Consider the following 18,406-nt stretch of genomic DNA (forward strand, 5'->3'; position numbering starts at 1 on the left):
TTTTATTATTGTTCTTCGAGGAATTGCACATCGTCCATCTGGATGCCGCCGGTGCCCAGGGTGCCCCCGCTGCTGCCGGCTTTGATCACAAGATACACCGTTCCGTCTTTATCGAATTTGATGGTGCCGGTGTTGGCCCCGTCGCTGGAGCAGCTGAGCGCCGTAAGATTGCCTTCGAACGCCACTTTCCCGCAACCGGCCCAGGTGTTGAGCGACACGAGCTTGAAAGCCGCGTAGTCCTTGCCCTGTTCGGGTTGCGCGGTGCCGATGATCACTTCGAACCAGGTGTTCGTGGCGCCATTTCCCTTCACTTTCCCGGCGAAGGTGTATTCCACGTCTTTTTTCACTGTTACGGCCTGGTAAATGGCGCCGTTGGAGTTCCCCGTGTTCGAGAACACCAGTTTTCCGCCGGTGAACTGGATGGCCGTCTGGTCGCCGCCAGTGTTGAGGATGGTCCAGTGCGCGCTGGCACCTGTTTCCATGTCGCTGCCCTTGAGGATATTGATCCGGCGGATCCCTTCCATCGTCATTTTTTTGGATGCCGTGGCGGAGCCTCCTTTCCCGAAAGCCCTGAGCGAGATCACGTATTCTCCCGCTTCGGGGAACGTGAGCGTGTCCCGTGAACGGGTGCCGATGGGGTTGGCGGTCACGCCGTTGTACCACAGCCAACGGAACGCGCCGGGCGTGGTGCTTTCCACGATGATCTTATGCGGTTTGTTGGGCATGGGCGTGGCGGTGAAGGAAACCTCGGGCAAAGGCCCCAGCTCCGCATCGCCGGCGTCTGGCGAGCAGGCGGCCATCAACATGGCGGCCGCTGCGATATATGGTAAGAATTTCATGTGTTCGTTTTTTGTGGTGAAGGATTATTTCGAGCCGCCCCATTCCTTGTTCTGCCCCATTTTCGTGCTTTGCAGATCGTTGAACGGGATCGGGAACACGTAGTTCTTTTTTTCGTCGAACCCGCGTGATTTCAGCACTACTTCGGCCTGTTTGGTCCGCAGCAGGTCGAAGAAGCGATGCCCTTCACCGGCCAGTTCCTTCCTTCTTTCCAGGAAGATATTGTCGATTGTAGCTTCTACGGGCAGCAATCCTACCCGTCCGCGCACGGCGTTGAGGAGCGCATACGCGCGCGACCCCGCGCCGCCGCCCTGGCCCTGGCGCACGAGGGCTTCGGCTTCCAGGAGATAGGTATCCGCCAGGCGCATATCGTAGATATTCTGCGGGAAGTTCAGTTCCGGGATACCGCTGGGAACGCGGTTAGACGCGCGCCCGGCGAATTTTTCGAGGAAGTACCCGGTATCGTCGTGCCCCGGGGAATACGAAGCTTTTCCCGCGGCCACGAGCGCCTTCAGATCGGCGATGGTATAAGGGAACCGGGGATCGTCCTTCATCACGGCGTACAACTCCTTCGTCACCGTCAAAAAGCTCCAGCCCGACACATAATCCGGCGCGTCCGCGGTTTTGGCCGTATAGCTCCTGGGGCCGGTCATGATATTGAGGACGTTGCCTTCCGTACAGGCCACGCAATCCCAGGTGCCCTGCGAGGTGTTGGTATACGAAATCTCGAAAATCGATTCTTCGTTGAACTTGAACTGCGGCGTGGATTTGAAAAGGTCGCCGAAGTTGGTGAGGAGCTTATATCCGTACGTCGGGTTGGCCATGCCGGGGGTAGCGTTCACCAGCGCCAGTTCCGTTGCCGCCGCGGCCCATTTTTCCTGGTAGATGTAGACTTTGCCGAGCAGGGCGTGCGCCGCGCCTTTGGTGACGCGCGCTTTCTCATCTCCAGGCGGAATCCGGTCGGGCAGTTGGGCTTCGCCAATGGCTTCTTTCAGGTCTTTTTCGATCTGCGCCCATACTTCCGCCGGCGCGGCCTGCGTGGCTTCGAACATCTGGTTGATCTCGACGGGTTTCACGAACAGGGGAATGTTTTTGAACATCCGCACCAGATCGAAGTAAAAGTAGGCCCGGAGGAATTTGCACTCCGCCGCGAAGCGCGCTTTTTTGGCTTCGTCCATGGGAATGGCGGGCAGTTTTTCGAGGAGCTTGTTGGCGCGGAAAATCCCGGAGAAGCCTTTGCGCCAGAGGTCGTTGTGCGGCCCGATCTCGGGCGTCAGTTCCCAGCGGGTCATCACCTGCAGATCGTTCACGTCGCTGGCGCCGCCGCCACCGGCGAAGTGATCGTCGGATGCCGCGTTGGCCATGCCCGTGCGGGTCACGTATCCCCCGCCCTGCCATCCTACCACGTCGTACACCGCTACCAGGCCTTTAAAGGCTTCCGTTTCGTTTTTATAGAAATTCTGTTCGAGGTCGGTGCCGCGCAATTCGGGCTCCAGCCAGGAATCGGCGCAGGAGCTAACCGTTAAACCGGCCGCCAGCGCACATATGATGGGAAAATATCTCGGTTTCATGTGTGGATCTTCTTTTGCGATTAATAGGTAAAGTTCAGTCCTACCATAAACGTCCGCGCCTGCGGATAAATGCCCCGGTCGATGCTCAGGATGCCGCCGCCGATCTCGGGATCGTAGCCGGTATATTTCGTGAAAGTGAGCAGGTTCTCGCTCATCACATGCACCCGCACCCTTTCGAAGCCGGCTTTTTTCACGAGTTGGGAAGGCAGGGTGTACCCGAGCTGGAGGATTTTGATGCGGAAGTAATCACCGTCTTCGAGGTAGAATTGCGAACCGCGGGAATAGTTGTCGTTATCGTCGGTGAACGTCATCCGGGGATGGGTGTCCGACGTGCCTTCGCCGTGCCAGCGGTTGAGGGATTTCTGCTGCCAGTTGGCGGTCAGGATATCCAGCCGGCGCAGGCCCTGGAAGATCTGGTTGCCGGCGGCGCCCTGTCCGAAGATGACGAGATCGAAACCCTTGTAAGCGGCGTTGATCGTCATCCCGTACGTCCAGTTGGGCGTGGGGTTGCCGATATAATCGCGGTCGTCGTCGTTGATCTGTCCGTCGCCGTTGATATCTTTCCATTTGAAATCGCCCGGCTTCGCTTTCGGCTGGATCTTCTGTCCATCTTTATTGACATATGCGTCTATCTCCGCCTGGTTCTGGAAAATGCCCATGTGCTCGAACATGTAGAACGCGTTGAACGGACGGCCGATTTCGGCGCGGGTGATATTGCCCATATTCTGGAACGACGCGGAACCGAGGTAAAGGAACTGCCGGTTTTCACCGAGGTAGGTCACCTTGTTTTTCATGTAGCTCACGTTACCGCTGAGGTTCAGGTTGAGATCTCCCAGCTCCTGGTTGTACGAAAGTTCCAGTTCCACACCGGCGTTTTCCATGGAGCCGATGTTGGCGTTGGGATCGCTTACGGAGCCCACGTACCAGGGCAGCCTGCGCTGCATGAGGATGTCTTTGGTGTTTTTCTTGAACCAGTCGAACTGTACGTTCAGTTTCTTGAAGAGGTACGCTTCGAAACCGATATTGGTCTGATGGGTTTCTTCCCATTTCAGATCGGGGTTTGCGGGCGCGTTGGGGCTGGAGCCTTCCGCGCTGGTTGGCAGGGAACCGATGGTGTAGTTCCGGCCGCTGCCTACGGTGGGGAGATAGGAAAAATCGCCGATAGCGTCGCTGCCCACCACACCGTAACCGCCGCGGAACTTGAGCAGGTCTACCACGTCGTTCTGCGGCCAGAAGGCTTCGCGGCTGGGCACCCATCCAAGAGAGAACGAAGGGAAAATACCGTATTTGTTGTTGGCGCCGAATCGGGAGGAGCCGTCGCGGCGGATGATCCCTTCCAGCATATACCTTTCATCGTAATTGTAATTCAACCGCGCGAAGATGGACGACACGAGGTGATCGATCCCCTCGCTGCCGTCTGCCCGGCGCTTTTCCTTGGCCACTTTGTAGTTGAAGGAAGCCTCATCGAACGTAGTGGCAGGCACATCGTCGAAGAAAATCTCCGAGCTCCGCGCGCCGCCTTCCTTGTAGGCGCCCTGGCCCACGAGCACCGTTCCTGTGTGCAGCCCTATTTCGCGGGTATAGGAAAGGGTGTTCTCGATGTTCCAGAAGAAGATGTTGTTGATGCCGCGGTTGAAGATCGCGATGGTTTGATTGGTGGACGAATTCAGCAGGAATTTGGGCGTGAACGCTTCATGGCCGTAGAACGCCAGTTTGGAACCTACGGACGAGCGCGCCTTCAATCCTTTCACCGGTTCCGCCTCGAGGTAGACATTGCCCACGATGTTATGGCTCCAGTTGTAATTGCCCAGGCGGGTGGAAATGTAGGCGAGCGGATTGGTCATTTCCTGCGTTACGACCGTCGAAATGCCGTAAGGCTGGCCCAGTGCGTTCCTGCGGACGAACGGGTGATTATACGGTTCCGCGTTCATCTTCGCCGGGTCGGTTTCCACGATGGGCGTGATGGGATCGAGGTTGATGGCGGAACTGAGGGGGCCGCCGAATTCGGAGTTGGTGTTCCCCAACCCGACGGATTTATCGTAAGAATACCCGACGTTCTCCCCGAAAGTAAGCCATGGCGTTACTTTGTACGTGGAGTTGAGGCGTGCGTTGAAGCGTTTGTAATTGGAAATATCGCTGGCCACGATGCCTTCCTGCGAGAGGTAACCGAAAGATGTGTAGAACGTCGATTTCTCGCTGCCGCCGCTGATGCTCAGCTCATGGTTCTGGCGGACGGCGCTGTTGTTGAAGATGGTCGACTGCCAATCCGATCCCTTCCCCAGCGCCGCGGGGTCCGCATATTTCGGTGCGGCGCCGTCGTTCACATTGGCTTCGTTCACCATCGTGGCGTATTCCCGCGCGTCCATGAGATCGAGTTTACGGGCGGGCCTCGAAACGCCGTAATAGCCATTGTAATTGATGAGCAGTTTGCCCGCCTTCCCTTTTTTGGTGGTGATGAGGATGACACCGGCCGCAGCGCGGGCGCCATAGATGGCTTGCGACGCGGCGTCTTTCAACACCTGGATGGATTCGATGTCGTTTTGATTGAGGAACCCGATCCCGCCGTTATCCACTACCACACCGTCTACCACCCAAAGCGGGTTATTGTTATTGAACGTCGTAAGGCCCCGGATGCGCACCGTGGCCGCGGAGCCCGGCTGGCCGGAGTTGGAGGCGATGATCACGCCGGAAGTGCGGCCCTGCAGCGCCTGCTCCACACGGTTGATGGGCATGTTTTCCAGGTCTTTGGCGCGGACAGACGAGATCGCCCCCGTCACCACCGCTTTTTTCTGCGTGCCGTATCCCACCACTACCGTTTCCGTCAGGGAAGTTTCGGAAAGGGCAAGCTGCACGTCGAGCGTTCCGCCGCTGGTACCGAGCGTGCGCGGCGTATAACCTAGAATACTGAAAACCAGTTGCCCGCTTTTGCCCGGCACGCGCAGGCTGTAGCGGCCGCTCGCGTCGGAAGTGGTGCCTATGCTGGTGTTGAGGACGCGCACGGTTACCCCGGGCAATGGCGCGCCTTTTTCATCGGTGACGGTCCCGGTCACGGGGAACGTGGTGTCTGCCGCCATAACGGGAACGGTCATGGGGCGGATAACGATTTTCTGTCCCTCCACGATATAACCCACTGGCTGGTTCAGCAACAGCAGGTTCATGGCCTGTTTTACAGGAACGTCCTTAATGTCGATGGTGACTTTGCTGGTGCCGGCGAGCAAACTTTCGTCGTACACGATCGACAGGCCCGACTGGCGCGATATTTCTTTCAACACCTTCTTTAAGGGCGCGTTCCGCTCCTTGAGGGTGATCTGCTGAGACAAACCCTTGGCACTGATCTGTAGACAGGCAACCAGCAGGATAAAGGTGGTGAGTTTCATAACAATGCAGAATTTACCGAAGCGTTCCTTCCATGGTCTGTACCCCGGGATAACGTGGAATGCGGGATAAACAGCGCGAACGAGCCGGACAAAGGAAGCTCCGCCGCTAAAGTTAAATTTCATACTTTTGCAGTGTTTGGGAATTACGAGATAAAAGTGCTGTCAGAGGTCTTTTTTTCGGAGCCCGGATATGCCGGAAGTGTTGCGAGCGCTTCCGGCTTTTTTATTGCAGGGCGTCCGTTAGTTTCATGAGGTGGAATGTCTGTTCATAACGTTGCGTTTAGTTTTGGTTTATGTAATTGAATGGTAATTCGTCAGACTAGAGCACGATGAGGTTCCGGCCTTCCAGGCTGAACTTCGCGCCGTTGGCTTCCAGCATTTTGAGCAGTTCGGACAGGGGCAGGTTGCGGCTGATGCGCCCCCCGATCCGCAGGTCTCCCCGCTTCCCGCGGTACGTCACGTCCACATCGTACCAGCGCGCCGCCTGGCGGAGGATGTCTTCGATATCGGCATTGTCGAACTCGAAGAAGCCTGTTTTCCAGGCAATGACCTGCGGCACGTCTGCCGGCGCCACCGTAATGGTACCCGTTGCGTGCTCCACGCGGGCCTGCTGTCCGGGTTTCAGCTTCACGTCCTTCACTTTCACCGCACCTTCCACCAGCGTAGTGTTCATGGTTTTTTCGTCCGGGTACGCCATCACATCGAACCCCGTTCCCAGCACTTCCACGTTGGCGGCGCGGGTGTGCACGATAAACGGCCGCTGCGCGTCGGGGCTCACGTCGAAATACGCCTGCCCCTCCAGCTCCACGATGCGCCGGCCGTCATGAAAAGCCGTGGGAAAGCGGAGCCTGGAAGTGGAGTTCAGCCATACGCGGCTGCCATCGGGCAATACGATCTGGAATTGCCCGCCACGGGGCACGGTGAGGGTGTTGTAACCTACGGCCGGTTGGGTACCGTTGCTGTACAGCAATTGTCCGTTCTGCTGGCGGACGAGCGTTTCGCCCTGGCGGATCACCTGGTTGCCGGCACTGTCGAGCGTAACCACGGACCCGTCTGCCAGCGTAAGTTCCGCCTTGTCGGAGCCCGGCGCAATGTCTGCCGGGGAAACAGGGTTTGCCTGCACAATGGTTTGCTTTGGAATAGATGGACGGGTAAGGAAGTAGAGCCCCCCGGCGCCGAGGAGCGCCAGGATGGCCGCGGCGGCGGCCCAGCGGCGAACGGGCAATCGGCGAACGCGCGTGGCGCGGATACTCTCCAGCAGTCGGGTTTCCATACGCTGGCTGACTACCGGGTCGATCTCCGGGCGTTCGGCCACCAGTTCCCGGAACTCTTCCTGCATCCGTTGCAGCACCTGCCGGTGCGCACCCGTTTGCCGGAGCCATTCCATCAGTCCGGTGGCCTCTTCAGGGGTCATTTGCCCGTCGAGATATCGTTGCAGCAGTTTTTCGTGGTCCGTGGATGTTGACATATCAGCCGGCACCTTTTACGCGGTACCTGCAAATAATATCCCGGAAATCACAAAGAGGGTACCCCGTCCGGAAAATAATTTTTCAGGTGGAAGGCGATCGCGAGGGAAATACCGCCGTACCGGAAGATGTAATCGTGGATGAAACGCATGCCCAGCACCATGTGTTTCTTCACCGCGTTGCGGGAAATGCCGAGGATTTCGGCGGCTTCGTCGTACGTCCGGCCTTCCTGCCGGCAGAGGCGGAAAACATTGAGCCGCTGGGGCGGCATATGGTTGAGGGCTTCGTGGAAAAGCCGGTCGTATTCCTTGGACTTGATGAGCTGTTCCGGGTTGCCGGATTCCGGGGAAATGTTCAGCTGCGCCAGGATCTGTTCCCGCAGGCTGCGGTCAGTAGCCGCCCGCTGGAGGGTCTTGAACGCATGGTTCCGGGCGATGCGGTATAGATACCCGGCGAACGGCAGCTCCGGCTGGATGCGGTCACGGATTTCCCAGACTTTCAGGAATACGTCGTGGACAAGGTCCTCCGCCAGCGAAGGCACCTTGCAATATCGCAGCATAAAAACGTAAAGGGATGGGTGGTACTGACGGTATACGGCCGCAAACGCTTGCTCGTCGCCGTTCTTCATCCGTATCAGCAAATCCGTCCCGGATAGGGTGCTATCCATGCCGACTGTAAATTTTGGTTGTCTGGTTGGTTGTAAAGCTAATTAAATTCGCTAAATCGCCAAATCGGTCATATTGCCTACATTTATAGTCCGGATATACCGGATGGATCTAACCGACAGAAGATGAAGCAGATAAAATTGAGTGTACTGGACCAGTCCGTGATCCGGACCGGCAGTAACGTACGGGAAACCTTGCTGGAAACCATGGCTTTGGCGCAGCTGGCCGACAAACTGGGCTATTCGCGCTTCTGGGTGTCTGAACACCACAACATTTCTACCATCGCCGGCTCCACGCCGGAAGTATTGCTGGCTTTTCTTTCCGCGCACACCGAGAACATCCGCCTGGGCTCCGCCGGGGTGATGCTGCCCAACCACAGTTCGCTGAAAGTAGCCGAGAACTTCCGCATGCTCGAAGCCCTCGCGCCAGGGCGCATCGATCTCGGCGTGGGGCGCGCGCCCGGGGGCGACCGCCTTACCGCGCGCATCCTCAATCCGCAGAATACGTTCAGCGATAAGGATTTCGTGCAGCAGATCATGGACTTGCAGCATTTCCTTACAGACAATGCGCCCGAGGGCACATTGTATGAAAAAGTGAAAGCCATGCCCCAGGCGGAAACGGCGCCTCCCATCTGGCTGCTCACTTCCAGCGGCGGTAGCGGCAGCGTAGCGGCGCATTTCGGCACGGCGCTTTCCTTCGCCCATTTCATCAATCCCAGCGGCGGACCGGAAGTAGTGCATCAATACCGCGAAGCTTTCCGTCCCTCGGAAACCCTTTCCGCTCCCCTCGCCAACTTCGGCATTTTCGCGTTCGCTTCCGAAAACCCCGAAACGGTGGACCGCTGGCAAACGATCATGGATTACCGCATGCTGCAGATAGAGCGCGGGCGCGATGCACCTTTGCCATCGTACGAAGAAATCCGCGAACAGGAATACATGCCCGACGAGCAACTGCGCGTCAATTACAACCGCCGCCGCATGGTATGCGGATCGGCGGAGGAAGTGAAAGCGAAGCTCACCGCGCTTTGCGAACAGTATGAAGTGGACGAGGCTGTGATCAGCACCATCGCCGAAAGTCACGAAGAACGACTGGAATCTTTCCGCCTGCTAGCCAAAGCATTCGGACTTTCGCCCCGCAACTGATTTTAACATTTCGCTAAGGTTACATTTTGCAGGCGTTGTGTATAAAGGGAAAATCCTCCTCCTTATGCAACGTCATTCCATGTTGTGGGCAGCCGCGCTGTTGCCCGTACTGACCCTCTATGCCTGCGGGCACAACCTCGAATCAGCCCGCCAGGCCGATAGCGAAACGGTATCCGACTCCACCTATCCCTCCCCGGCCGACGTTTCGCTCAACGCCGCCACCATCCCCGAAAAGCGTGTAAAGACGGGCGAAATGCGGTTGCAGGTAGACAACGTCGTGCAAGCCACCGTGCGCATGGAGCAGCTCGTAACCCGCGCCGGCGGTATCGTCGAGCAAAGCGAGATCAGGCAAACCAGTGGCCGGCAAGACGATACCCGCTACAGCAGCGATTCCCTCCGCCGCGTTACCTGGTATGCGCCCGAAGCTACTTTGCGTTTGCGCGTTCCCGTTAGGATGATGGATTCCGTCGTGCATGCCATCACCGGCATGGCCGCGTTCGTGGAATTCCGCTCGCTGGCCGATGCCGATCTTTCGCTCCAGCACCTGCAAAACAACCTCCTCAACCACCTCACCCAACAACCCGGCCGGGCCTTGGAGCATACCAAACCGGACCAGGAGCTCGACGTGCGCCAGTACGAAGACGAAGCGAAGCGCGGCGCTATCGGCCGCACGATCGAAAACCTCGGGATCGACCAGCTGGCGGCGTTTTCCACGCTTACCGTCAATCTCCGGCAGCCGGACCTGGCGGTGGTTTCCATCATCCCCGATCCTGAAAAATTCGCGCGCAGCTATTTCATGGCGGATGCTTCGCAGGCGCTGGGCAACGGACTGTCCGGTTTCCGCGCCGCGCTCATTTTCCTCCTCAACATCTGGCCGCTGCTGCTGGTGGCTGGTATCACGTGGTTCCTCTATCGCAGATGGATTCCGCGGCTGAAGGTGGCTGCCGCCGAAAAGACCCAACCCTGATGTCACGCAAAAAGAAAAAGGCGGCCCCATGTTGGGGACCGCCTTTCCATTTGTATACCAGATCAGGATCTATTCTTCAAGTATCCGCACTTCGGTGCGCCGGTTCGCCTGGTGCTCTTCTTCCGTACACTTCACACCGTTCGAGCAACGGTTGACCAGCCGCGATTCGCCGTAACCTTTCCATTCCAGCCGGTTTTGCGCAATGCCTTTCTGCACGAGATATTGCACGGCAGATTCGGCGCGCCGGTCAGACAGGCGCATGTTGTACGCATCGTTGCCGCGACTGTCCGTATGCGATTCCAGCGAAATGCGCATGGTAGGATGCTCCTGCAGGATGATGGCCAGCGAATCCAGCACATGCGTGGCATCCGGGTAGCGGATGGCGAATTTGTCGAAGTCGTAATACAAATCTTTCAGCACGAACACTTCGCCTTTTTTCGGCGGCGGCGGTGGCGGCGGAGGTGGTGGCGGAGGAGGCGGTGGCGGCGGAACGACGGCGAAGGCATAGATATCGTCGCTGCCCTTTCCACCGGGCCTGTCCGATGCAAAATACCCGTTCAGCGGTTCCGTTTCCACGAAATAAAAATCGTCTCTGCCGGAATTGAACGGCGGATGGAGGTTGCGTGGGGCAGACCAGTTGGTACCGCTGCCGGTGGTGTTGAAAATATCGAGCCCGCCCATTCCGGCATGCCCTTCGCTGGCGAACGACAGCGACCCGTCGGGCTGGAACACAGGGAACATTTCGTCGTCGGGCGTATTGATGCCCGGACCGCAGTTCACCGGCGTGCCCCAGCTGCCGTCTGTGCCGCGCGGGGAAAACCATAGATCGGTGCCGCCCTGACCGCCGGGCCGGTCGGAAACGAAGTATAAAGTTCGTCCGTCGGGGCTTAGCGCTGCGTGGCCTACGGAAAAGTTTTTGGGATCGTTGTAGGGGAACGGCGTGACGGTTTCGCCTGAAACGAGGAACAGTTCCAGCCGCCGGGTTTTCACGCGGAGGGCGCGCCTCCACCCCAGCCTTTCCGTTTCCGGGCGGCCGGGCCGGCTGATGGTCAGGTAGGCCGTATCGCCACCGTAACATACCGGGCCGGCATGAAAATTACTGAGGTCGAGCATATGCGCCAGGTTGTCGACGTTCATCTGGCTGGCTTTTTCATCGTTCCAGCGGAAAACGGCGAAATAAGGCAAATGTGTTTGTTTGGATATTTTTTGATCGAGGCTGTTCAGCCGGTTGAAATTCGAGGTGTACCAAAGTTGCTGCTGGCGGCGGAAAGCGCCCCAGTCGGAGTAGGTGCTGTTGACCTGGTCTTCGTTCCTGACGTGAACGGTTTCCGGGTTGGCGCGCCATAACAGCGCAGAATCGCAGCCATACATGCGAACCCGAACGCGGGCGGCTTCGGGGCCGCTGGCGGGGTAACGGGCGTAAGCCTGGCGGGCGGAATCGTATCGCTCTTCCGATTTGAAAAGATCGCCGATGCGGACCCAGAGGCTATCGGCCGCGGGGTCCCGGGAGATGCAGTTCCGGTACGCGGCGATGGCGCCGGGGGCATCTCCGTTCATTTCGGCGCTGTATCCCAGCCGGTAAAAAACGTAAGGTTTGGCCCGCTTCTGGCCTGCGAGTTTCTGGTATACCGGTGCGGCTTTGTCGAACTGCCAGGTCACGAAATAACGGTCTCCCAACTGTTCGTAAGTGGGTTGTTGCTGTGCCGAGGCAGGAAGGGTTAAAACGGCCCCCAGGCAACCGAGGGCGAATAAATGCGGCTTTTTACACATCGGATAGTTTTTCATGTAACCTATCATAATAACCCCCATCCCGCAGAATTGTTTGTAAGAAAAGGAGTTACGGGCATAAAAAAGGGGTTGCCCGGCCGGACAAGCCCCTCGTATAGTACCTGGCTGGCAGGTACCATATTGGTTTTATCATAGGAATATGGTATGACTTTATTGCGCCTTGATGAGGTGCACCGGCCCTACCCGGAAGTATTTCCGGAAGGCGATATGGAAAGCCGCCAGGGAATCGTAGCCGGTGTCGGCGGCGATCATGGTAAGACTGGCTTTCGTTTTCATCAAAGCATGATAGGCTACGTTCATCCGCAGATCGGTGATGAATTCTCCGATGCTGCGGCCATACCGGGCCAGGAAGCACTCCTCCAGCAGTTGGGCGTCCAGCGAAAAGCGTTCGGCCAGGCTGTCGGGCGTATGCGGCCCCGTGAAGTTCCGGCGGAGGAAGTGATAGCAGGCGGCGGTTTTGAGGCGGTTCTTGGTCGACATTTTGTACGCCCCGGCGCTGAGGTGCATCGTCCGCAGGAAAACGGTCAGGATATTGACGGCCTGCCGGCGGATGAAATACCCGCCCTGGTCGCCGATCTGTTTGCAGCAGAGGATTTCCTTCAGCGCGCGCTGGCAAACTTCATTGAAAAAGACCGACCGCGTGTTCAGATGCCCTTCCCCCTGCATGATGGCCGGCGTGAGGAGTCCGTTCAGTTCGGGGTATTCGTCTATCAATTCTTTCGCCATTTCCGGCCGGAAATTGAGATGGAAGCTGTCGAACCATTGCCCTGGCTCGAGCGGCACGGTGTTGAGGTAATCCCGGAGGTTGAAGAGGTCCATCCGCTGGTTCCGCAAATCCGCCAAACGGCCGTTCCCCATGAGCACGCGCACGTGGCTGCCGAGCATAACGTGGAGGATGACGTTCTGGAAAGGCGTTTGCGGGAAAAGGATCATGGAGGTTTTGGGCATCACGTGGTGGAACCAGACGGAAAGGGGGCCCAGCGGTATTTCCTGGGTCACGATCTTACAGTCCGCATCATCCTCGAAATACACACGGGCGCTCCACAAAAGGCCCTTCAGCTGATCTTTCGGCAAGCTGGCTACCGGGATGGGCTCGGCATGTTCCGGCCTGTCTATCCACAGAATTCTGGTTGGCAATAATGGCATATCCATACCGCAATCATTTTGACGGTTATTCAATACGACGGCTGAATTTGCCCGAAGCCAATTGGAGAAAAATTTAAAACGGGGTATTCAATAGTGATAGTTTGCCGCCCGTGAATCGCGAATGCACGGATAAGTTAAGTTGGAGAAACAAGCGTCTGAAGTTTCGCTTTTTTGATACGTAATTACTGCATCTAATTATCATAGTAATAATGCAAAAACATACCCCGAGGGGTGTATCGGTCCGAAAATATTTTCTCAGGGTGCAACAAAAAGAAGCGGCGGAAAACCCTGAGGTCTTCCGCCGCTGGTGATATTTCCGGTATCCCGGATCAGTTCAGCGAGTTGATCCAGCTGGCGATGCGGAGGGCATCGGCCTTGGGCACCTGGGGCATGGGCGGCATTTCAGTTGCGTAGCCGGGCCAGTTTTCCGGGTTGGGATTGTAGATCAGCTTCACGATCATATCGTTGGTGTATTTCTTACGCGCAATATCCTTGAACGCGGGGCCTACCTGTTTTTTGTCTGCGTTGTGGCAGGCGGCGCAGGTGTATTTCGCCAGCAGGGGCTTCACTTCTTCGTAAGTGGCCGCTTTGGCGGCGGGTTTTACGGCAGCGGTTTCCCCGGGTTTGGCGGCGGCTTTCGCGGGAGCGGTTTTGGCTTTGGCAGCTTCGGCGGCTTTCGTTTTGGCGGCAGCTGCTGCTGCTTCCTTCACGGAATTGCGGGTGCTCACACCCGTCATGGCCAGTTTGGCACCTTCGGGGATGTTATTGAGCGTGTAATAGGCGTTGGGATGCACGGCGGAATAGAAATAATCCTTCTCGCGCACGCCTTCCACGGAAATGTTGTGGATGTAATACTGACGCAGGTTGTCGACGATCAGGCGAACTTTCGTACCGTCTTCAGACACTTTCACGCCTTTCACTTCGCATTTTTCGTTGTTGACGGTGGGGCTGCCATATACCGGGTGGTACTTGTAGATAAAGCTTTCCACGGAATAGGCTGCCAGATCGGAGGCCGATTTCGGGTCTACCGGAAGGGTGAACTCGATCTCGAAGCCGTCGGGCATCGCTTTGACGGTCTTCATTTCGAAAGGGATGCGGTTGTTCCACACCAGGCGCTGCAAACCTTCGTTCGCGTCGCCGGCGGAGCCCCAGCCGCGGTTGGTTTCACCTACGAACAGTGAACCGTCGTTCCCCCAGGCCATGCGCAACACGCCCGACTGGAAGCCCTGTCTGAAATCGAACGCCACGCCCTGGAACTCACCTTTCACTTTCTCCAGTACCACGCGCATGATCTTGCTCTGGCCCTGGTCGCCCACGAGGAGCTGGCCTGCAAACGGGCCGAAGGTATTTTCGGGGATGGGGAGGATTTCGGAGTTGGAGATACCCAGTACGCCGTGCGGCAGCCAAACGGCCGGCAGTTTGATCTGCGGGATGGCTTTCTTCACTTCGAACAGTGTTTTGAATTGCTCGTCCACCACGTTTTCCGGTTTCACCATTCTGCCTTCTGCATTACGGATCCGGCGTTGGTCCACCTGTTTGTAAAGGTCTTCGTCTTTCAGTTTGATAGGAGAATTCGGCATATCCGACCAGCGGAGACCTGCGGGGTGCCCAACGAAGTCGCCTTTCCTTACCTGCCAAACGCCACCGGAACCCATCCAGTCGCCCTGGTTTTCGGAGTAGAACAGTTCGCCGTCGATCATGCCGAGGCCGCAGGGGGAGCGCATACCTGTAGCCCAGGGCTCCATGTGGCTGCCGTCTGCGGAAATATGCATCACCCAACCGCGCCAGGGAACGCGGCTTTCACCGCGCCACCATTCCTCGTTGCCGAACGCTACGTTGCCGGAAACGAAGAAAGAACCGTCGGGCGCGAGTTTCGGCCCGAAGCTGTATTCGTGGTAGTGACCGGAGAGCGGCCATGCGTATACGGTTTCGTACACGTCTGCCTTACCGTCGTTATTGGTGTCGGACAGGCGTGTCAGTTCGCCGCGCTGCGCGCAGTACAGGTCGCCGTTTTTGTAAGCGAGGCCCAGCACTTCGTGGAGGCCGCTGGCGAATTTCCGGAAATGCGGGCGGCGGCTCGTGGGGTTTTCCACGATGTAGATATCGCCGCGGCGGGTGGCCACGCCCAGATCGCCGTTGGGCAGCACGGTGAGGCCGCCGACTTCGAGCAGGGTACCTTCCGGTGCGCTCACCTTCAGGATGCGGAAATAGTCTTCTTCTTTCGGCGTTTCCTGCGCAAAGGAAGACAGTTGCGTCATCAGCGGCAGCAGGCACATCGCCGCTTTTTTAATTATATGCTTCATTGCGATGATTCAGTCATTGGTTTAGAAAAGGATGGAATAGCTCAGCTTGCCGCGAACGGGAACGATGAGTTCCTGTTTGTTGCCGGATGTGCGCACAACGGGCTTGGCGCCGCCGGCATCCGTGATGCGGAGGTAGAACGACTTGCCGTCTACCACGTACAGGTCTTTTTCCACCTGTTCGATCTGCGCGCCTTCGGCCAGTTTGGCGAAAAGGTCGGCCGCGGGGGCGGTCACTTCCAGGTCGCGGGTGAAACCGGAACCGTCGGGCAGGATGCGGATGGCGTCAGACACGTTGCTGCCGAAAGCCTGGTAGCGGAAAGTGGGACGGTCCTTTTCATCGAGCACATATCCTTTGGGGCGGAAGCCGGTCCCGGCGGAATCTTCGCTCCAGGCCGCGCCGGCGTCTGCCAGGCGGTTGAGGGTGAAGGCCGTCTGACCGAAGCGTTGCAGCGTGCCAACGGGCCGTGCGGTGCCGTTGCCGCGCTCGTGCCACATGGGGGTGGTTTCGAGGAAGCCGCCGCGCCAGGCCTGAACGAGCATGCCATTATCGAGATCGTAGGTGTAATGCACTTTTTCGGGGCTGCCTACGGATACGGCGTGGGTGATCTTTTCGCGGCCCGGAGCGTCCATGAAGCTGCGCAGGATGGTGGTCTGATCGGCTTCGAGGAGGATGGGATCGGTATTGTCGGGCGTGATGGCGTCCCCGAACTGGATTTCGCGGAGACCGTTGCCGGCGATGTAGAGCCCGAGTGTGGGGGCGCCCCAGTCGCCTTCGCGGCCGTAGATGATTTCCACGTCGGAGCTACCTGCGGGAAGGGTTGCCTTACCGCGGCCGTTACCGCCATAACCGGCGATCTGTTTGCCGTTGATGGACAGGCTGGCGCCGCCTCCCTGGGCATATACGCCCACGTTGTAATCACCGGCTTTTTCTACGTTGAGCTTGCCGGTGTAGCGGAGCTGGTAGCCGTGGGTGAAGGGGCCGGCGTTCGCGGTGAGCGTAGGCGCGGTGCCCTTTGCTTCGGCTTTGGCCGTAGCGGGATCGAGCTCCCGGGCGTTGGCCGCTTTATAAACGGTGTAGGTGAGGCCTGTCAGGGTAGGACGGGCCGCAGGATATTCGGTGATATTGATATTGCGGAAGGCAACGGCGCCATGGTCTCCCTGGATGCGCAGGGGGCCTGTGGGGGCTTCGTTGCCGTTGGCGCCGCGGGTGACGCCCTGGAGCTCCACGTTTTCGTGGATCACGACGCCGTTCAGTTCGGCGCGGATGATACGGGCGTTTTCGATCTTTTTACCGGAAGCGTCGAACCGGGGGGCCTGGAAGGAAACCTTCAGGTGTTGCCAGAGGCCGGGGGCTTTGCTGGCGTTCTGCCGGGGGGCGTAGCCCTGGTAGCCTTGCTGGCCTTCGGGGCGGGAATCGTCCCAGCGTTCGTAGATGCCGCCGTTGTCGGCCGCACGGGGAGCGGGATTGCCCCAGCTGTCGAACAGTTGAAGCTCATAACGCCCCTGGAAATAGATGCCGGAGTTGGAGCCGGCAGCCATCATGTAATCGAGCTCGAGGTCGATGTCCCCATGCTCTACATTGGAATAAAGATCTTGTCCATGCTGCTTTTTGCCGGGCTGGTTTACCAGGACGCCGGTGCCTTTGGCGGTTTCGAGCGTGTTGGGTTTCCCGAGCCGGGCGGCTACGTCGCCGGCGATCTGCCAGGTCCCGCCGGGTTGCCGGAAGGCGGAAAGGTCCGTGAGCGGCCATTTCCCGGATTGCGCTGCAGCAGGCTGGGCCAGCATCAGGCCGGCACCGCATGCATACAAAAAGCCGATCATGGACCGGCTTACAAAAGTGCGATTCGATTTTTGTACCATAGTTGCTCAAAATAATTATTGTTGATGGGTTTGAAGGCAAAATATTACGGATGGTAAAGCGTGCTCCCTACCCTTCTGCCGCCCCTTGGCTATATCGTTTTAGCATGAAAACGTTTGACTCCCCTGAAAAACGGGCAATTGGCGTGGCAAAACGCTTTAGCTAAACGGGCCGTAACCCGCCTGTCCCACTTTGCGTACTACCTACATGAACGGCCGGAAAGCGGTGCCGGCGGTAAAACAGGGTACGCGGGCCGCCGGGCTTTCTCGCCCGGAAATCGTCCTGCACCCCGCTCCCGCCAACCGGTCATTTCCGGAAAAAGCCGCGGGCAGACGCCCGCGGCCTTCAAATGGTTAATGGAGATGCAAAGTGGAAAGTGGTTGACAGGTCAGTTGACCGGTATCGTCTTATCCCTGAACACCCATCCCACACGGTTCTGATCGTAAGACGAAAACGAAACCGGCGTCAGGTATTGCAGGTTATCGAACCGCTCATTGTAATTGTAAGGGTCCACCCCGCTGTAGCTGGAACCCGCGAGTATCTTCACATACACGGCCTCTGCCACGATATCCGCCGGGATGTTCACTTCCATGGAAGATTGCATGTTCGTTTGCTGGGAACCGGTAACCGCCCCAACAAAGTAGCCCTGGCTATCGTAAAACCTCATCCCGACATATACCGTTTCGTTCGTATACAGGTAATTAACGGGGTTGTACACCCAACTGAACCGGAAGTAATGCCGCTCGATGTTCGACCATTGCTCCAGCATCTGCGAGCCCTTCATTTCCGACAGGGCGCCCTTGATCGGCGTTCCCGACCCGCCCGGCGGCGGATTCACGCTGAGGCTCGTTGTGGCGGTATTGCCAAGGTTATCGTCCACCTTCACCGAAACGGAATAGCGGCTGGTCGGCACGTTGCCGGCCGACAACTGGAAATAAGCCGTGCTCGTTGACCCGGAAGCCCACATCAACCCATAATCGGTATGGCCATTGTAGGTGATGGCCGTTTCGAGCTGCGTGGCAGACCCCGTATATGCGCATTGCACCAGGATGTAGGGAGGCCCGTTCTGCGAATACCACAAATCCATTCCAAGGTTTTGGATATTGCCTGAAGTGATATTCATCCGACCCTGTTCCGGGCGGATTTTTTCCCGGACGGGACCGGAAGATGCGTCCTTTTTGCACGAAGCGATGGCCATACAGCCGATCAGCAAAACCAGCAATAGCTTGCCGGCACGAATTCCTGTAAACATGTGTCGAGTTATAAATGGTGAAAGAATGCCGGAA

Annotated in this window: 12 protein-coding genes; 2 read left to right on the forward strand and 10 right to left on the reverse strand. The window is 57.7% G+C overall.

The features are described 5' to 3' along the window. Positions 1-5: 5 nt before the first annotated feature. The 5 genes from ACQKLP_RS15835 to ACQKLP_RS15855 all read right to left on the reverse strand — a co-directional run bounded on the left by ACQKLP_RS15835 (position 6) and on the right by ACQKLP_RS15855 (position 7,918). Complete coding sequence (locus tag ACQKLP_RS15835; RefSeq protein WP_427323737.1) at positions 6-839, reverse strand: hypothetical protein; 834 nt, start codon at positions 837-839, stop codon at positions 6-8. Between the two features lie 24 nt (positions 840-863). After that, positions 864-2,408 carry a RagB/SusD family nutrient uptake outer membrane protein gene (locus tag ACQKLP_RS15840; RefSeq protein WP_427323738.1) on the reverse strand — a complete coding sequence of 515 codons (1,545 nt, stop codon included), beginning with the start codon at positions 2,406-2,408 and terminating at the stop codon, positions 864-866. Positions 2,409-2,428: 20 nt separating this feature from the next. Next, positions 2,429-5,785 (reverse strand): TonB-dependent receptor, encoded by a 3,357-nt coding sequence (locus ACQKLP_RS15845; RefSeq protein ID WP_427323739.1) that lies wholly within the window; start codon positions 5,783-5,785, stop codon positions 2,429-2,431. A gap of 319 nt (positions 5,786-6,104) precedes the next feature. Then, positions 6,105-7,253 (reverse strand): FecR domain-containing protein, encoded by a 1,149-nt coding sequence (locus ACQKLP_RS15850; protein WP_427323740.1) that lies wholly within the window; start codon positions 7,251-7,253, stop codon positions 6,105-6,107. A gap of 47 nt (positions 7,254-7,300) precedes the next feature. Beyond that, positions 7,301-7,918: an RNA polymerase sigma factor gene (locus ACQKLP_RS15855; RefSeq protein WP_427323741.1), complete on the reverse strand. Its 618-nt coding sequence runs from the start codon at positions 7,916-7,918 to the stop codon at positions 7,301-7,303. 123 nt (positions 7,919-8,041) lie between these two features. Between ACQKLP_RS15855 and ACQKLP_RS15860 the strand changes: the two genes are divergently transcribed. Together ACQKLP_RS15860 and ACQKLP_RS15865 are read left to right on the forward strand one after the other, a co-directional pair. Further along, on the forward strand, positions 8,042-9,058 hold the full coding sequence (locus tag ACQKLP_RS15860; protein WP_427323742.1) for an LLM class flavin-dependent oxidoreductase: 1,017 nt from the start codon (positions 8,042-8,044) through the stop codon (positions 9,056-9,058). A gap of 64 nt (positions 9,059-9,122) precedes the next feature. Beyond that, entirely contained in the window at positions 9,123-10,025 is a 903-nt protein-coding gene (locus ACQKLP_RS15865; RefSeq protein ID WP_427323743.1) for a DUF4349 domain-containing protein, read from the forward strand. A gap of 69 nt (positions 10,026-10,094) precedes the next feature. Here the strand turns inward: ACQKLP_RS15865 and ACQKLP_RS15870 are convergent, their stop codons facing one another. The 5 genes from ACQKLP_RS15870 to ACQKLP_RS15890 all read right to left on the reverse strand — a co-directional run bounded on the left by ACQKLP_RS15870 (position 10,095) and on the right by ACQKLP_RS15890 (position 18,372). Next, positions 10,095-11,810 carry an OmpA family protein gene (locus tag ACQKLP_RS15870; RefSeq protein WP_427323744.1) on the reverse strand — a complete coding sequence of 572 codons (1,716 nt, stop codon included), beginning with the start codon at positions 11,808-11,810 and terminating at the stop codon, positions 10,095-10,097. Positions 11,811-11,963: 153 nt separating this feature from the next. Continuing rightward, positions 11,964-12,950 carry a helix-turn-helix transcriptional regulator gene (locus ACQKLP_RS15875; RefSeq protein ID WP_427323746.1) on the reverse strand — a complete coding sequence of 329 codons (987 nt, stop codon included), beginning with the start codon at positions 12,948-12,950 and terminating at the stop codon, positions 11,964-11,966. Positions 12,951-13,288: 338 nt separating this feature from the next. Continuing rightward, the gene (locus ACQKLP_RS15880; protein ID WP_427323747.1) at positions 13,289-15,262 is read right to left on the reverse strand and encodes a hypothetical protein; all 1,974 of its coding nucleotides are present in this window, start codon (positions 15,260-15,262) and stop codon (positions 13,289-13,291) included. 21 nt (positions 15,263-15,283) lie between these two features. Then, positions 15,284-17,083, reverse strand: coding sequence for a 3-keto-disaccharide hydrolase (locus ACQKLP_RS15885; RefSeq protein ID WP_427323748.1), 1,800 nt, complete (start codon positions 17,081-17,083; stop codon positions 15,284-15,286). 425 nt (positions 17,084-17,508) lie between these two features. Then, positions 17,509-18,372 (reverse strand): hypothetical protein, encoded by an 864-nt coding sequence (locus tag ACQKLP_RS15890; RefSeq protein WP_427323749.1) that lies wholly within the window; start codon positions 18,370-18,372, stop codon positions 17,509-17,511. Between the last annotated feature and the right edge of the window lie 34 nt (positions 18,373-18,406).

Source organism: Chitinophaga sp. NPDC101104 (assembly GCF_050277495.1).
GTDB lineage: Bacteria > Bacteroidota > Bacteroidia > Chitinophagales > Chitinophagaceae > Chitinophaga.

Bases quoted from the DNA above. Each gene is read 5' to 3' on its own strand.
- ACQKLP_RS15835 (WP_427323737.1), bottom strand. From the start codon at position 839: ATGAAATTCTTACCATATATCGCAGCGGCCGCCATGTTGATGGCCGCC.
- ACQKLP_RS15840 (WP_427323738.1), bottom strand. From the start codon at position 2,408: ATGAAACCGAGATATTTTCCCATCATATGTGCGCTGGCGGCCGGTTTA.
- ACQKLP_RS15845 (WP_427323739.1), bottom strand. From the start codon at position 5,785: ATGAAACTCACCACCTTTATCCTGCTGGTTGCCTGTCTACAGATCAGT.
- ACQKLP_RS15850 (WP_427323740.1), bottom strand. From the start codon at position 7,253: ATGTCAACATCCACGGACCACGAAAAACTGCTGCAACGATATCTCGAC.
- ACQKLP_RS15855 (WP_427323741.1), bottom strand. From the start codon at position 7,918: ATGGATAGCACCCTATCCGGGACGGATTTGCTGATACGGATGAAGAAC.
- ACQKLP_RS15860 (WP_427323742.1), top strand. From the start codon at position 8,042: ATGAAGCAGATAAAATTGAGTGTACTGGACCAGTCCGTGATCCGGACC.
- ACQKLP_RS15865 (WP_427323743.1), top strand. From the start codon at position 9,123: ATGCAACGTCATTCCATGTTGTGGGCAGCCGCGCTGTTGCCCGTACTG.
- ACQKLP_RS15870 (WP_427323744.1), bottom strand. From the start codon at position 11,810: ATGAAAAACTATCCGATGTGTAAAAAGCCGCATTTATTCGCCCTCGGT.
- ACQKLP_RS15880 (WP_427323747.1), bottom strand. From the start codon at position 15,262: ATGAAGCATATAATTAAAAAAGCGGCGATGTGCCTGCTGCCGCTGATG.
- ACQKLP_RS15885 (WP_427323748.1), bottom strand. From the start codon at position 17,083: ATGATCGGCTTTTTGTATGCATGCGGTGCCGGCCTGATGCTGGCCCAG.
- ACQKLP_RS15890 (WP_427323749.1), bottom strand. From the start codon at position 18,372: ATGTTTACAGGAATTCGTGCCGGCAAGCTATTGCTGGTTTTGCTGATC.